Annotated in this window: 12 protein-coding genes; 11 read left to right on the forward strand and 1 reads right to left on the reverse strand. The window is 39.8% G+C overall.

The window, feature by feature from the left end:
- Positions 1 to 20: 20 nt before the first annotated feature.
- From IGI46_RS06645 to IGI46_RS06695, 11 genes are all read left to right on the forward strand, one after another.
- Complete coding sequence (locus IGI46_RS06645) at positions 21 to 3,248, forward strand: hypothetical protein (protein WP_429962580.1); 3,228 nt, start codon at positions 21 to 23, stop codon at positions 3,246 to 3,248.
- Between the two features lie 197 nt (positions 3,249 to 3,445).
- Positions 3,446 to 4,189: a recombinase family protein gene (locus tag IGI46_RS06650; RefSeq protein WP_429962581.1), complete on the forward strand. Its 744-nt coding sequence runs from the start codon at positions 3,446 to 3,448 to the stop codon at positions 4,187 to 4,189.
- Between the two features lie 17 nt (positions 4,190 to 4,206).
- Positions 4,207 to 4,974 carry a helix-turn-helix domain-containing protein gene (locus IGI46_RS06655; RefSeq protein WP_429962582.1) on the forward strand — a complete coding sequence of 256 codons (768 nt, stop codon included), beginning with the start codon at positions 4,207 to 4,209 and terminating at the stop codon, positions 4,972 to 4,974.
- Between the two features lie 347 nt (positions 4,975 to 5,321).
- The gene (locus tag IGI46_RS06660; protein WP_429962583.1) at positions 5,322 to 5,627 is read left to right on the forward strand and encodes a PTS sugar transporter subunit IIB; all 306 of its coding nucleotides are present in this window, start codon (positions 5,322 to 5,324) and stop codon (positions 5,625 to 5,627) included.
- 3 nt (positions 5,628 to 5,630) lie between these two features.
- On the forward strand, positions 5,631 to 6,899 hold the full coding sequence (locus IGI46_RS06665) for a PTS sugar transporter subunit IIC (RefSeq protein WP_429973148.1): 1,269 nt from the start codon (positions 5,631 to 5,633) through the stop codon (positions 6,897 to 6,899).
- Between the two features lie 28 nt (positions 6,900 to 6,927).
- Entirely contained in the window at positions 6,928 to 7,269 is a 342-nt protein-coding gene (locus tag IGI46_RS06670) for a PTS lactose/cellobiose transporter subunit IIA (RefSeq protein ID WP_429973149.1), read from the forward strand.
- Between the two features lie 13 nt (positions 7,270 to 7,282).
- Positions 7,283 to 8,725 carry a glycoside hydrolase family 1 protein gene (locus IGI46_RS06675; RefSeq protein WP_429973150.1) on the forward strand — a complete coding sequence of 481 codons (1,443 nt, stop codon included), beginning with the start codon at positions 7,283 to 7,285 and terminating at the stop codon, positions 8,723 to 8,725.
- A gap of 54 nt (positions 8,726 to 8,779) precedes the next feature.
- Positions 8,780 to 10,678, forward strand: a complete 1,899-nt coding sequence (locus tag IGI46_RS06680; RefSeq protein ID WP_429973151.1) for a BglG family transcription antiterminator — start codon at positions 8,780 to 8,782, stop codon at positions 10,676 to 10,678.
- A 1-nt stretch (position 10,679) separates the two neighbouring features.
- Positions 10,680 to 11,282 carry a YczE/YyaS/YitT family protein gene (locus tag IGI46_RS06685; protein ID WP_429973152.1) on the forward strand — a complete coding sequence of 201 codons (603 nt, stop codon included), beginning with the start codon at positions 10,680 to 10,682 and terminating at the stop codon, positions 11,280 to 11,282.
- Positions 11,283 to 11,512: 230 nt separating this feature from the next.
- Positions 11,513 to 11,779 (forward strand): type II toxin-antitoxin system RelB/DinJ family antitoxin, encoded by a 267-nt coding sequence (locus tag IGI46_RS06690; protein ID WP_429962589.1) that lies wholly within the window; start codon positions 11,513 to 11,515, stop codon positions 11,777 to 11,779.
- Positions 11,766 to 12,104, forward strand: coding sequence for a type II toxin-antitoxin system PemK/MazF family toxin (locus IGI46_RS06695; RefSeq protein ID WP_429973153.1), 339 nt, complete (start codon positions 11,766 to 11,768; stop codon positions 12,102 to 12,104). Before IGI46_RS06690 ends, IGI46_RS06695 begins: the two co-directional genes overlap by 14 nt.
- A gap of 259 nt (positions 12,105 to 12,363) precedes the next feature.
- On the opposite strand, the gene adhE is transcribed toward IGI46_RS06695, so the two are convergent.
- Positions 12,364 to 14,967 (reverse strand): bifunctional acetaldehyde-CoA/alcohol dehydrogenase, encoded by a 2,604-nt coding sequence (gene adhE, locus IGI46_RS06700; protein WP_429973154.1) that lies wholly within the window; start codon positions 14,965 to 14,967, stop codon positions 12,364 to 12,366.
- Between the last annotated feature and the right edge of the window lie 65 nt (positions 14,968 to 15,032).

Consider the following 15,032-nt stretch of genomic DNA (forward strand, 5'->3'; position numbering starts at 1 on the left):
TTGTAGGGAGGGTTAAAACAGTGAAGAAGAAGAGAACTGTTTACGCATTGTTTGCCAATAAGAGGGTTAAAAAAGTTATCGGAATATTTTTGATTTTAGTAGTCATCGGTATTGGTTCAGTATTCGGAATGAACAGTTTTAAAGATAAAAAGGAAGAGGTCTCTGCACATCCAACAAATACGATCAAGTTGGATGAGGGCGGAACAAATGAATTTGAAGTACCGATAGACGGGAAAAAGAATTTAGAATTTCCTTCAGGCTCTCTTTATGATGATCATTTCCAAGCGAACCAAAGTGTTTCTGCATTGTCCAAACAAATCTCCGCTAACAAAAGTGCCAAAACAACGCTTTTCAGTAGTGAAGTCAGAAATTATATTCTTAAAAGCTACATTACTGATTATAACAATATTATATCCATGCAAACTTTTTCAACTTATCCTTATGGAGCAGGTTATGTTGCTATAAATCAAACTAAAATAATCCTTCAAAACGAAGAGGGAACAATTTTAGATTCTAAGTGGGTGCGTAACACACCCAATGATATTAGTCAACATAGTGGAACTAAATCAACAGTATACAATTCTTTTTTTAAGAAAAGCGGAACAGAATTTTTAGCTTTATACGTTGGAGAAAAGTTAAGTACAACCACTTTTATCGATAATGGAAATTCTTTAGGAATATCGATAGCAGATAATAATCAAGCAGTAGACTTAAATGCAATCAATTTAGACAACCAAGGTATACAGACGCATTGGGTTAATTCATCAGGGAATAATATGAGCAGTACTGTTATCTATAAAAATGCTACTCAAAAGAACCATTATCACGTTCTTGAACATGCAAATGGCAATATATTAAATCAGTACAAGTATGAAGCACCAGCCGGACTTGAAGGGGATATGACTCTTCAAGGACCTCATCATTCCTTAATAACAGATGTGTTTGTAGTAGATGCTAATACTATCATTGGATTAGAAAACATATCAACCTCCAAAGGTAACTTTACTTGCTTATCAAGATGGGATATTAATCATAGTACAAAAAATACTACACGAACAGAAATAATACGTGAAATCTCTGGAGTAAGTATCGAACATGGCATATCTAACAATAATGCAGTGTATGTTCAGATATATAAAAGAGAGAATGGTGAAGAGACTAAAGTAGAGCTGATAAAAATTACCCCTCAAAGTGGTCAAATGACTGTTGAAAAAACTTTTCCAAAAACAACAAGATTAAAATTTAATAAGGATAGCTCTGGCTATTTTTTTGCAGGACAAATAGATGAGTTTTCAGGTCCTTTTTCAGGAATGGGAAATCAAGCAGGAATATACAGCGGATATATGGACGCTAATTTTGATTGGAGGAGCGCATCCAGTATAAGATTAAATTTTACTGATAATAATGTATCCCCGGTAAGTATTGCTACTTTTTCTGGGAAAGGAAATCAATTTATTTTAAGTGGAACTTTTCAAACAGAGGAGACCCATTTTATCGATGAAGTAATTTATGGTAACTACCCTGGTGAAATAAGTACTGGAACAAATAAGAAATGGTCTTCGCAGAATCGAACACCTACAAAAGGAAATAGTTTTGTCTCTATCTTGACTAATAATGAAGATTGGAGTCCAGTAATTAAACCACCTGAAAGTTTTGAAGTGGATATATCAGATTCGGGGATTGCAAGTGGAAACCAAGCAGCTACGGACAGGTGGTTGCTGACGGGAAGTAAAAATGGGCTAATAACTGATGCTAAGGCTGTTAAAGTTTATGACACTTTTGATATCGATCAAGGGTTAAATACTTATGATATCAGCTGGTTACGTGAACGAGTGAATAAGAATCCTAAATCTATTGTTTATGATGTGACAGGCAGGGTTATGCAAAGTTCAGATCCAATTAATTGGGATAAATTAGGATTCGATCGGACAAAAGCAGGCCCTCAAATAGTAACTTATTTTGTTACAGATAGTCAAAATCAAACATCTACAGCATCCACTTTAGTCAATAAAAAAACGCCTCAAACATTCGAGGAGGATGATTATGTGTTTGATGCTCAAAATTTCCATGTTCCATTGGAAAATATAGACACTATAGTACCGGATGCAAATAAATTTAAAGAGTTTGCTAAAACAATGGCTTGGAATCAAAAGAGTGGAACCATTGATGAGGATGGAATAGACAGCAGTAAACTATCTGGAAAAGTGGAGGTGGATTCGGCACAGTTGAAAACTTTGCGGGAAGCTACTATAGCGAAGCCTTACCCAGTGGATGTGGTATATAAACCAGAAAGTGGTATTGAAATCAAGAACCGGGTTTGGGTCTTTGTTACAACAAAAAATACGATACCTAACAGTGAAACTAATCCAAAAGTAACCCCTGCTGATACTAATGGTGTGGTTTATTACGCAGATGATTATTCTTTGCCGTTCCGTTTAAGAAGCGGACATACTGCTGCTGATGTTTTGGATAGAGGCAATGTCCGTGTCTATGATTATTATGACTCTACTCATGAAACAGCTGCGGAATTGCCTGTGTTGGCAGATAAGTCGACCAATGCTGCAAAACTTCAAGTGGTCAATCTTAATGCAATTAAGATAGCTAACCAACCCGGACTAATTGATTCCAGTCCGCCAGATGGTCCAGCTATGATTCGTTACGAATGGGATGGAGGAGTGGATGGTAACCATCAATTAGGAACGACAAAGCCAACTCTGGGAGGGCTAGATGTTACTTTAACTGGAGATATTCTCCTGCACGTACGTCAAGTCGTTGTAAATGATTCCAATCAGTTGGTCGTACCTGAAGAAGGGTACTTAAGAATGGTGACCAAGGATTACGATGGAGTATCTGGAACAACAACGGAAAATGCGGATCAGCTAAGACAAGTAAAGATTTTATCGGGAAAGAATGCCGATAATCCAAGCTTCGAAACAATTGCTGTGAATGCAGAACACATGGACGATCCGTTGGATGAATTGGAATTGGAGCTAATTATCCCTGAATATCATGAAATAAAAGGCAACTATCTAACTTTAGGAAGTGCAGACTCAAATGGCGTAAGCCACACAGGGAAAACAGAAGCAAACAGCAATAAAACTTCATTGATATTCGAGCGAGACGAGCTTTACAACGACGAAGAATACTTCATCACTATTTATCTAAAACCAAAGTTGAATCAAGAAGGGCCACAACCTTATAGCTGGGATTACAAAAAGAACGATCTAGGAAAAATCAAAACCAAGTAGACGAAAGAGGCGAGACAGAACATGGTCTATCTATTATTACTTGTACTAGGCCTGGTTGTACTAGTCCAAAGCTATTTACTGTTCTCGCTAATGCGAAGCCAACAGGACTTGCAGACACAGATTACCCGATTGTTACGAAATAGGAAACAATCGGGCACTAACCGACGAAAAACTCCAACAGAAAGAGGAAGGACACGATGAATCTAGGCTATGCACGTGGGTATCAACTGACCCAACAATTGGATATGCTGGAGGATTACCCTGTGGACGAACTTTTTTCTGATGGCGCACAAGAGGTGGAAGCCCTGCATTCACCATCCAGTGAATTCCAAGCATTACTGAACTTTGCCCAACCGGGAGACCGTTTAGTGATTGCTTCCTGGGAAGTTGTTTCCCGTGATTATCGCCAGCTGTTAGCTTGTTTAGATCAATTAGAAACACAAGAACTAAGCTTAGATGTTTTGAATCTACCTCAGCTTACGATAGAGGAATGGCGCCAAGTTTTTCGCTGGTCACTGCGCAACGATCGACTGCTTCATCCGGTGTTGGTCAAAGCAGGCAAGGAGAGAGACCGCAGTAAAGATGCTTACTCTTTATTCAGTAAAGAACCTGAGGCACGGAAACTTTACCGTGAAATGATCTGGCTTCTAGTAGAGAAAAACTCCGTCCGACAGGTAGCTAAACAAAAAAGAGTACCAATTGAAACAGCCTACCGTGTTCAACAGGAGTTGAAGCAAGTCCAACTAGCGATTATCTTAGTCATTTGTTTCCTACTGGCAATTTTTAGTATCAAGCTAGCGGAATCCTATTTTGATCAGTTATGGATTCAAGTCGCCATTTGTGTGGTTGTGACGTTAGTTATCCTGTGGAACGTATTAATTGATACGGAAGAAACCGAGACAAAGCCGCCTATAAAAGAGAAGAAACCACCAAAAATTTGAAGAGAAGGTGAGTCCCCATGCAACATGTACTTATTTTAACGAAAAATTCCTTAGCAGAAGAACCACTAGTCCAGAAATTACAACGAATGAATTGTGAGATTTTATGCTCAACAGATTTGTTCAAACGTCTGAAAACGGGCACGGTTAGTCCTTTTCTTTCCTACTTTCAATGGATTGTCTTGAGCGAAAGTTTGTGTAACTCAGAAGTGGAACAGATTCTACAAATGTTGAAAAATCACCCATTACTGGTTTTACGAGTGGTGGAAAATATTCCAAATGAAGAGGAACAAACCTACTGGCAAGAGCGAGGCTTAGTGGACTGGGTAGCAAAAGAAACCAGCTATGAACTTCTGCGAGAAAAAATGAATGAGCTTCAATATCAGATGAAGCAAGACGTTGTAACCGGCAATCAAATTCTGACTTTTCCTACTACGCAAGGAGAGAATACTACTCCGAATAGTTTAAAACTATTAATCAAGAGTCTGTCCAAAACCGAAAAACGTGTCTTTGAATGCTTGATTCAATCCTATTCCACTAGTGGTGTCTTGTCCCGACAAGAATTATGTGATTGTTTATGGCAGGATGGCAGCACTTCTTCGAACATGAGCCAATTGTCTTGTTTAATTAACAAATTGAAGCATAAATTCGAAGTCCATGGCATTACTGGCGAAACGATAACCACCTTGTGGGGGAGAGGGTATAAATTAAGCAGTGCGTTTTATGAATACTGGCTGGAAGGCTCGCAGCAGCTAGAGGAGCTAAAGTATTATTCTGCAATGAATTAGTCAATCAAATCACTCAATCATCTACTTTGTGATTAAGTTTTTTGATGGGCTGAGGTTGAAGAAGAATGACTATAAATATTTCCTAGTTTATAAAGACGATTGATCCAGTTCAATAATTATATTTGCGAAAGTAATTTAAAAGAATCAGAGAACCATGGATATCCACTCTAAAGAATATACAAAGTTAATTGTGGATATAAAAAAATCATTCTCATACAAAAATCAAGACTGGAAAGCATCTTTTCCAGTCTTTTTCATTTTTCCTAGCCGTAGGAAAAAAGTAAGTTTGTAGGAAAACCTACGACTTCCTATAATAAGAGTATCAAGAAAAGAGAGCGGTGGAGAAAATGAAAAATATTTTATTAATTTGCGGGTCAGGCGCTTCCAGTGGGTTTATGGCGGCAGCTATTAGAAAAGCAGCAAAGAAGCGCGGCGTTGGGGTAACAGTGAAAGCAGCAAGTGAATCACAATTAGATGATCGAATTAATGAAATCGATTACTTGTTGATTGGACCTCATCTGTCTTACATGCTAAATGACATTCAGGAACAGACAAAAGATAAACAGGTGAAAGCAGCGGTTATTCCGCAGAATATTTACGGGGCCTTAAATGGTGAGAAAGCGTTGGACTTGATTTTAAGTATGGAGGATTAACTAATGGATAATATTATGAAATTTATGACGGAATCTTTTGCTCCTAAGGTAAATAAGGTTGTGAAGAATCCGTGGATTTCAGCGATTCAGGATTCGATCATGATCGCTCTGCCTTTAGTATTTGTTGGCTCGTTAGTTACAATAGTTTCTTTATTGGGGAATATTTTTAGTGGAATGCCAGATTTCTCTATGATCAGTAGTTTTTCCTTCGGGATGTATGGATTAGTAGTCGCTTTTCTGATTCCATACTATCTAATGGAGAAGAAAGGTCATGGGGGACAAAAGCTGATTTCTGGTTCTACTTCCTTGGTCCTGTTTATGATGCTGTTGTTTCCGACGATTACTGAGGATGGCGAAGCAATTTTTATTCTTTCTCGTTTTGGATCAACAGGAATGTTCTTATCAATTGTTACCGGATTGTTTGTGGCGTTTGTCATGAATTTAGCTGTAAAGAAATCCTTTTTTGATGAAGATACGCCGATTCCCGACTTCGTGGTGGGCTGGTTTAATAGCTTGCTGCCGATTACCTTTGTTTTGTTTGTCGGCTGGTTGATCACCTTCCAAATGCAAGTGGATTTCTTTGATGTGATTATCTTGATTTTCAGCCCATTGGCGAAAATTGTTCAGTCTTATCCTGGTTTTGTGTTATCAGTCTTTATTCCGGTATTCTTATATACCTTTGGGATTTCTGGTTGGGTAATGATGCCGGTAATCTATCCGGTTTATATGTCAGGACTAGCTGAAAATGCGCAAGCAGTCGCAAACGGCGGCGAAGCGTTGCATATCGCTACCCAAGAAACCTGTTATGCCTTTTCTTCTATGGGAGGAATTGGAACCACGCTGGCCTTGTCAGTAATGATGCTGATTTTAAGTCGTTCCGCTCAGCTGAAGGCGATTGGTAAGGCGATCATTGTTCCATCTATTTTCAATATTAATGAGCCCTTAGTGTTTGGTGCACCGATTGCTTTTAATCCTTACTTGATGGTGCCAATGTGGATCAACAGTATTATTGTTCCTACCATTGCTTATGTGACAATGTCCTTAGGGTTAGTAAATATCCCTTCGCAAACATTCTTATTATGGTATATGCCTTATCCAATTACCTCTTATTTGGCAACACAGGACTGGCGGGCAATTATAGTAAGTGTAGTAATTTTCGTCGTTACTTGGTTGATCTTCCTGCCATTCTTTAAGGCTTATGATAATTCTTTATTGAAGCAGGAAGAAAAGGATGCGTTAGAAGAAGCGCAAATGAACACAGCAACACAATAAGATTAGCAACGAAAGCAGGAGATTGCAGATGGAAGAGACAACTTATATGGAAGAAAACGATCAGTTGAACCAGTTATCCATGAATATTCTGGTACATGCTGGCAATGCCCGAGATCATTTGGTTCAGGCATTGGAAAGCTTAGAGACAATGGATTTTGAAAAGGCCAAAACAGAAGTAGCCGCAGCTCGTAAGGAAGTAGTCGTAGCTCACGGACTTCAGACAGATACGCTGCAGCTGGAGGCTTCAGGAGAGCAGATACGCTATTCGACATTGTTTTGCCATGCGCAGGATACCTTGATGACCGCGCAAAGCGAGATTTTAATTGGTGAACATTTAGTGAAGCTGTTTGAAACTTTTAGCCAAAAATAAGGAGGAGTTCTTTTTGAAAGATTATCAAATGCCGAAAAATTTCCTATGGGGCGGTGCGATTGCCGCTAACCAAGCGGAAGGTGCTTATAAAGTTGAAGGAAAAGGCGTCAGCTTAGCGGATTTGCACAAGTATTATCCAGACAAAACCAATGCTGAGATAGCGGAAGAACAACACAAAGGAATGTCATTGGCTGATGTGAAGGCAAATATGGCGGATAAGGAAGGCTATTATCCAAAACGCCATGGGATCGACTTCTATCATACTTATGAAGAGGATTTGGAGCTGCTAAGTGAAATGGGCTTTAAAAACTTCCGTACCTCGATTGACTGGACACGGATTTTTCCAACGGGCGATGAAGAGGAACCGAATGAAGCCGGCTTAGCTTATTATGATCGGTTGATCGATAAAATTATCAGCTTAGGCATGGAACCGATTATTACCATCCTTCATTATGAAACACCTGTTGGCATCACCTTAAACTATGGCGGCTGGAACAATCGTAAAGTAGTTGATTTATTTGTAAAATACGGTAAAGTTGTGCTGAATCGCTACAAAGACAAGGTAAAATATTGGATCGTCATTAACCAAGTTAATCTAATTCAGTTTGAGCCTTTTAACTCAACGGCGATCCCTTATGATACGGTAGATAATTATTTGGAGGCTAGTTATCAGGCTGTGCACCATCAGTTTATCGCTTGTGCCCTGTTGAAGGAATATGCGGAACGTATCAATCCAGAGATGATGATCGGCACAATGATGGCAGATTGCACCGCCTATCCTTACTCTTGCGATCCTAATGATGTGAATCTGGCACTGCGTCGTAATCGAATGCAGTACTTTTACACAGATGTTCAGTTTCAGGGTGAATATCCGCAATATGCTCTGAACTACTTTGCAGAAAATGATGTTCACTTGGAGATTACAGAGGAAGACAAACAAATCTTGAAGGATCATCCAATGGACTATCTGGCTCTTTCTTATTATTATTCCCAAATGGTGGATTCCACGAAGAATGATATGAATCTATTGTCATTAACACCGAATCCCAACCTGAAAGCTAATCCGTGGGGCTGGGCTGTTGATCCGCAGGGGCTGTACAATTCCTTGTCACAATACTGGGATCGCTACCACAAATCGATTATCATAGCCGAAAATGGTTTTGGGATGTATGACAAGTTGGAGGATGGCAAGGTGCATGATGATTACCGGATTTCTTATTTGTCAGAGCACATTGCCCAGATGAAACGAGCAATGTACGATGGAGTTGATGTAATTGCCTACTGTGCATGGGGACCGATTGATATTATCAGCTGCTCTTCAGCACAAATGGAAAAACGCTACGGCTTTATCTATGTGGACTTAGATAATGAAGGCAAGGGCAGCGGTAAACGAATCAAAAAAGACAGCTTTGACTGGTACAAGCAGGTAATCGCTACGAACGGTGAAGAGCTATAACAAATCGAAAAGTTGGTCACATTGGCCAACTTTTCTTTGAATAGGGGTGAGAGAATGCTGACGGAAAAAGAAAAGGAATTAGTTGGATTTTTAGAGAAAAAGCAGACACAATGGGTTACCTCCAAGGAACTAGCCGTTTTTTGCCAATGTACGACCCGAACCATTCGCAACTGTGTCGCCAAAATTAATCAGCAAACACCAGAACTTATTTTAACCAGTCATTTAGGTTATCAGCTAAACCCCGCTATAGCGATTGCTGAGGAAGGCGTAGAGGATCGGAAATCTCGTATCTTTCTTGAACTTTTGAAGCATTCTTCTGACGGTGTGGATGTCTTTGATCTGGCCGAGAAACTGTTTGTTTCAGAATCCACGTTGAAGAATGATATTCAGCAGTTAAAAAAAGAGATTACCAATGATGCGATTCAAATTGTTTTTGAACAAGATTTTGTTAAGCTGACCGGACCAGAGCGGGCCAAACGCCGTTATTTGATTTCTTTGCTGTATAACGAAAGTGATCTGCAAGAAAAACTAAAGCATAGTATTCAGCAGATGATTGGCTACATTTCTTTAGATGAACTGCAGGAGACCATTAAAAAGACACTTTCAGCCCATGAGATTCAAATCAATCAATACTCACTGAACAATATCGTTTTGCACTATGCGATTAGTATTGAACGAATTCGTCAGGGACACAGCCTGAATATTGGACCGAGTATTCCGCAATTACAAGAAAAGCCGGAATTCTTATTGGCCGAAGAAATTGGGGATTCTCTGGCGCAGCAATACGATATCCATTTCTCAAAAATAGAATTGGAGCAGCTGTCGCTTTTGTTTATTGGTATGCAAAATGAGACGTTAACTAAAGAAGATAATCAGCAGCTTTCTGCTTTTGTCGATCAAAGAATTATCAATGTCCTACAAGAAGTTTTAGCTGAAGTGGAGCAGACGTATCTAGTGGAGCTGCATGAAGAGGAATTTTTTACTAAGCTGGCAATTCATATTCAAAGCTTGTATTATCGCTCCCACTACGAAACCTTCACACGAAACAGCAGCTTGCTGGATATTAAAACGGCGTATCCCTTGACCTACGATTTGGCAGTGTATATCTCTTCACTGATTCAGGAACGATTGGATATTTGGTTTAATGAGGATGAAATTTCTTTTATTGCGCTGCACATTGGGGCTTTTTTGGAAACCAAGAAACGTCATCAAAATCAAATTGTTATTCATCTGATTGTTAATGATTATCACGACATTGGCCAGAAGTTACGCAAACAAATTCAAGAAAAATTTAGTGATAGCAATGTAGTGTTACTTAGCAAGCGGCAGCCTGATACTTTACAGACTTACGACTTGCTGCTGACGACAGATCGCAAGGTGGCTTCAGCTTATGCTGGTTCGGTTTTTATCCATCCTTTTTTAACCGTGAAGGATATTAAAAAGATTGAGAATCGAATAGAGGCGTTCAAATCACAAAGAGAAAAGAAACGAATGTATCAAGCAATTGACGCATATATTTTACCGGAATTATATTTTAATCAAATTGATCCTTCTGAATTAAATCCTGAAGAGATTCGGCTTCAACTGAATCAGCGTATGGTAGATGCCGGTTTCGTGGACGGCTATTTTCTTCAACAAGTGGAAAAGCGCGAACGGATGTCACCTACCAGCTTTCCTTCTGGAATCGCCGTTCCTCACTCAATCGAGCTGGAAGCCAAGAAAAGCGGTGTGGCTATTATGACCTTGCAGGAGCCGTTGATCTGGGCAAATTATCCAGTGAAGCTGGTGGCCTTTATTGCGATTAACAAGGAAGAAGCCAACACCTTCAATGATTTCTTCGAGAAGTTTATTGAGATCGTTTCGGAACCTGTGAACACTAAGCAGTTGAGTATGAGTGAGGACTATGATGAATTTATTTTGAAATTGAAAATGATGGTTGAAGCGGATGAATAAAATGGGACGTATTGTTCAGGTTTGTATGGGCACGGTCCTGATGGGGATAGGTATACAGGTAATTGTTACTGCGGGTCAGGGAATGGATTCGGTAAGTACGTTGATCAGTGGGTTGATGCAGCATACGAGCATTCCCTTTGGCCGTTGGAGCCAGATTATCAGCCTAGTATTTTTAGGAGTCAGCTTTTTATATAATCGGAAAATGCTGGGAATTGGCAGTGTGATTAATACGTTGTTAGTAGGTGAGACGATCCGTTGGGTACAACCGCTTATAGAGCGTGTCGAATGGCTGCACGGTCAGCTGATTGTTTCCTTCTTCGGTTTTCTGATCATGGCTGCTGGTACGGCTTTGTATTTAGCCGCTGATTTAGGCTCAGGACCTTTAGAGGGCATGATGTTTTGCGTCTGCAGTTTGCTAAAGGTTTCGTTGCAGCGAGGAAGAGTTTTATTGGATTTTTTAATTGTCTTAGTTGGTTTGCTGCTAGGAAGCTTTGTTGGCTGGGGCACGTTATTTGCGATCTTTTTGCTAGGACCTACGATTCAGTTGTTTCTAAATCTAGGTATGAAGGTTAGTTTGGGAATAAAGGCGGACGAACTGTCTTGAATGGTTCGTCTGTTTGTGTTGCTAGTAGTTTCTATTTGGAGTTAATCAGCTTTTCTCTCAGTGAGTTCGTCTAGATTTTTCAGGAACATTCCGCCATTTTCCTTAAATGACAGTTTGTTAGTCATGAGTGTGCGAGTAAATTTTTACTGACATCTCTTTGGAGAAGTACTACAAAAGTAGTATAATAATAGTAAAAGAGAGTTCAATTTACTATGTTTGGAGTGATATATATGGAAAAGGGAAGAATTCAAGTAGGTATCGATAAAGAACTAAAGGAAGAAGCTGAATACATTTTAAGCGAATTAGGAATGAACCCAACTACGGCCATCACAATATTGTATAAGCAAGTGGTAGCAAGAGGAGAATTCCCGATGGAAATAAAATTGAGCGATGAAGCAAAAGCGGGAATAAGATTGAGAGAATTGACCAAGAACATGCCAGTGGAAATGTTAGATACTCAGGAAAAGTTAGAAGCGTGGCTAAATGAAGAGGAATGAAATAATCACCGTGTACCTTGCATTCGTAGGAAAATCAGGCGGAAAAAGAAGGCCTGTAGTAGTAATTGAGGACAAAAAAGAGAGGCTAGAATTTTTCAGCATAACTAGCAAGTATAGTGAAAAATCGGAAAGAATGAAAAGGCTTTATTACCCGATAAAAAATTGGAAAGAGGCAGGGTTATCAAAAGAGTCTTGGATTGATGTTGGAACGTTACGAGGTGTGTCGAAGCTTGATAACGATATAATATTCAAACACGTGGGCAAGTTAACCTATAACGACATAAGCAATCTAAACGAATTTATAAGCAAATTGAACAAGATTTAAATATAGAAGAAAAAACATGCGATCTGTCTTTTGAGAAAGTGGTGACGCAGGATTTTTCTTGTTCCTGAATTAGCCAGACTATTATGTAGATCAGCTTAATGAACTCATGTTAACTAACATTTTAGGGTTTTACTCGGTATATCGTAAAAACTCAAATTTTCTGGGGGTTCTTACGATATAGCTGCAAATTCACTTAGTTCACCAATTTAAAAAGCCGAACCACCTTCAAAACTAGAAGGCAGTTCGGCTATTCAGATTCTTATTGTTTATAGTCGAAGCAGGTTACGATGATTTCTTTCAACTCGCTGATCAGAGGTTCTTTTGGATTGGCGGTTGTACATTGGTCTTCGTAAGCCAGTTCAGCCATGCGATCTGCAGTAGCATCCAAGACTTCTTGTGTCACTCCTTGGGCTTTCAGATTCATTTCAATACCTACGGTTACACCAAGGTTATAGATTGCTGAGATTAGCGCTTCAACCAATTCAGCAGTTGTGTTTCCTCTTAAGCCTAAGAATCTAGCAATATCAGCATAGTCTGTATCCGCCCGGAAGTAGTCATATTTAGGGAACATCGCATGCTTTTGCGGGTCCTTCGCATTGTAGCGAATAATATGCGGCAACAGAATTGCGTTGGTACGTCCGTGAGGGATACCATATTCTCCACCGATCTTATGAGCGACAGAGTGACAAATTCCTAAGAAAGCATTCGCGAATGCCATACCTGCCATTGCAGAGGCATTATGCATTTTTTCCCGAGCTTCTGGATCGGCTGTTTTAACTGATTTTTCAAGATATTCAAAGACGATCTTAATTGCTTGTAAGCTTAATCCGCGCGTATAGTCAGATGCCATAACTGATACATAAGACTCAATTGCGTGTGTTAATACGTCCATACCAGTATCGGCTGTAATTGATGCTGGAACAGTTACAACAAACTGTGGATCAATGATTGCCACGTCTGGTGTTAATGCGTAATCTGCTAATGGATATTTTACATGTGTTTCACTATCTGTGATAACAGCAAAAGGTGTTACTTCGGCACCAGTACCAGAAGTTGTTGGAATACAAACCAGCTGAGACTTCTCAGGTTTCTTAATTCCGTAAGTCCGTTTACGGATATCCAAGAATTTTTGTTTTGCACCGAAGAAGGAAGTATCTGGGTGCTCATAGAACATCCACATGCCCTTCGCTGCATCCATAGCCGAGCCGCCGCCCAGGCCGATAATCGTATCTGGCTGGAAGTCAACGATTCGTTCCAATCCTTTGTATACCGTATTAGTAGAAGGGTTTGGTTCAACGTCTGAGAACACTTCAACCTTCACATCATTGTCACGACGATTCAACACTTCAGTTACAATATCTGCATAACCGAATTGAACCATACCTGGGTCACAAACGATCATAATGCGAGAGACCTTCTCCATTTTTGTTAAATACAATAGAGAGTTCTTTTCAAAGAAAACTTTCGGTGGTAATCTAAACCATTGCATATTTTTTCTCCGTTTCGCTACTGTTTTGACGTTTAATAAATCAGGTGCTGATACGTTATGAGAAACTGAGTTTTTACCGTAAGATCCACAGCCAAGGGTTAATGATGGAATCAATTCGTTGTAAATATCACCGATACCACCTTCTGAAGATGGTGTATTTACTAAGATACGGCAAGCCTTCATACGCATACCGAATTCTAATTGCAAGTCTTCATCTTCTGTATGGATAACCGCCGTATGGCCTAAACCACCTAAATCTAACATTGCTTCACAAAGATCGAAGCCGTGTTCAGCGTTATTGGACTTAACCATTGCTAAAACCGGAGAAAGTTTTTCACGAGATAATGGATAATCCGCGCCAACGCCATCTAGTTCAGCGATTAACATCTTCGTCCCGTCTGGAACTTTAATGCCTGCTCTTTCAGCAATCGTAATCGCAGAAAGTCCAACAACTGCAGGATTAACTGCATATTTGCCTTCGTTCATTACGGCCGCTTCTAATTTCTTCAATTCAGATTTTTTCACGATATACGCTTGGTGAGCTTCAAATTCTTTCTTCACGTCCTCGTATACTTCTTTGTCAACGATGACTGCTTGCTCTGACGCACAGATCATGCCACTGTCAAAGGTTTTTGAAAGGAACAGGTCATTGACTGCACGCTTAATTAACGCTGTTTTTTCAATGTAGGCAGGTACGTTACCAGGGCCCACACCTAAAGCAGGTTTACCAGTTGAGTATGCAGATTTAACCATTGCACCGCCGCCTGTTGCTAAGACGATCGCTACGCCTGGATGATTCATCAAGCCTTGTGTTGCGTCTAAGGACGGCGTTTCAATCCATTGGACACAGTTTTCAGGAGCGCCCGCCGCTACTGCTGCGTCGCGAACGATACGTGCAGCTTCAGCTGAACATTTTTGAGCACTTGGATGGAAAGCAAAAATAATCGGATTTCGAGTTTTGATAGCAATTAATGATTTGAATACAGTTGTAGAGGTTGGATTGGTTGTAGGAGTAACCCCACAGATAACGCCGACAGGCTCTGCAATTTGGATCAAATGACGTTGTTTGTCTTCATGGATAACGCCAACGGTTTTATCATTCTTGATGTTGTTCCAGATGTATTCTGAAGCGTACATGTTTTTGATCGCTTTATCTTCAACGATACCGCGACCTGTTTCTTCAACTGCCATTTTAGCTAGCAGCATATGCTTATCTAAAGCAGCCATAGCCATTTCGTGAACAACGTGATCGACCTGCTCTTGTGTAAAACTTTTCATAGACTTTAAAGCAGCATTCCCTTTAGCAGCTAAGTCGTCAATCATTTGCTCCGCATTGATTGTTTCTTTTTGCTCTTTTTCCGCTGATTTAACCATTTGTTTCCTCCTAATTAATATTTTATTCTCATTAATCATAGGCTAATGGGTAGCTGTTGTAAACG

This window comes from Enterococcus sp. AZ163, from assembly GCF_050498925.1.
Classification (GTDB): Bacteria; Bacillota; Bacilli; order Lactobacillales; family Enterococcaceae; genus Enterococcus_A; species Enterococcus_A ferrettii.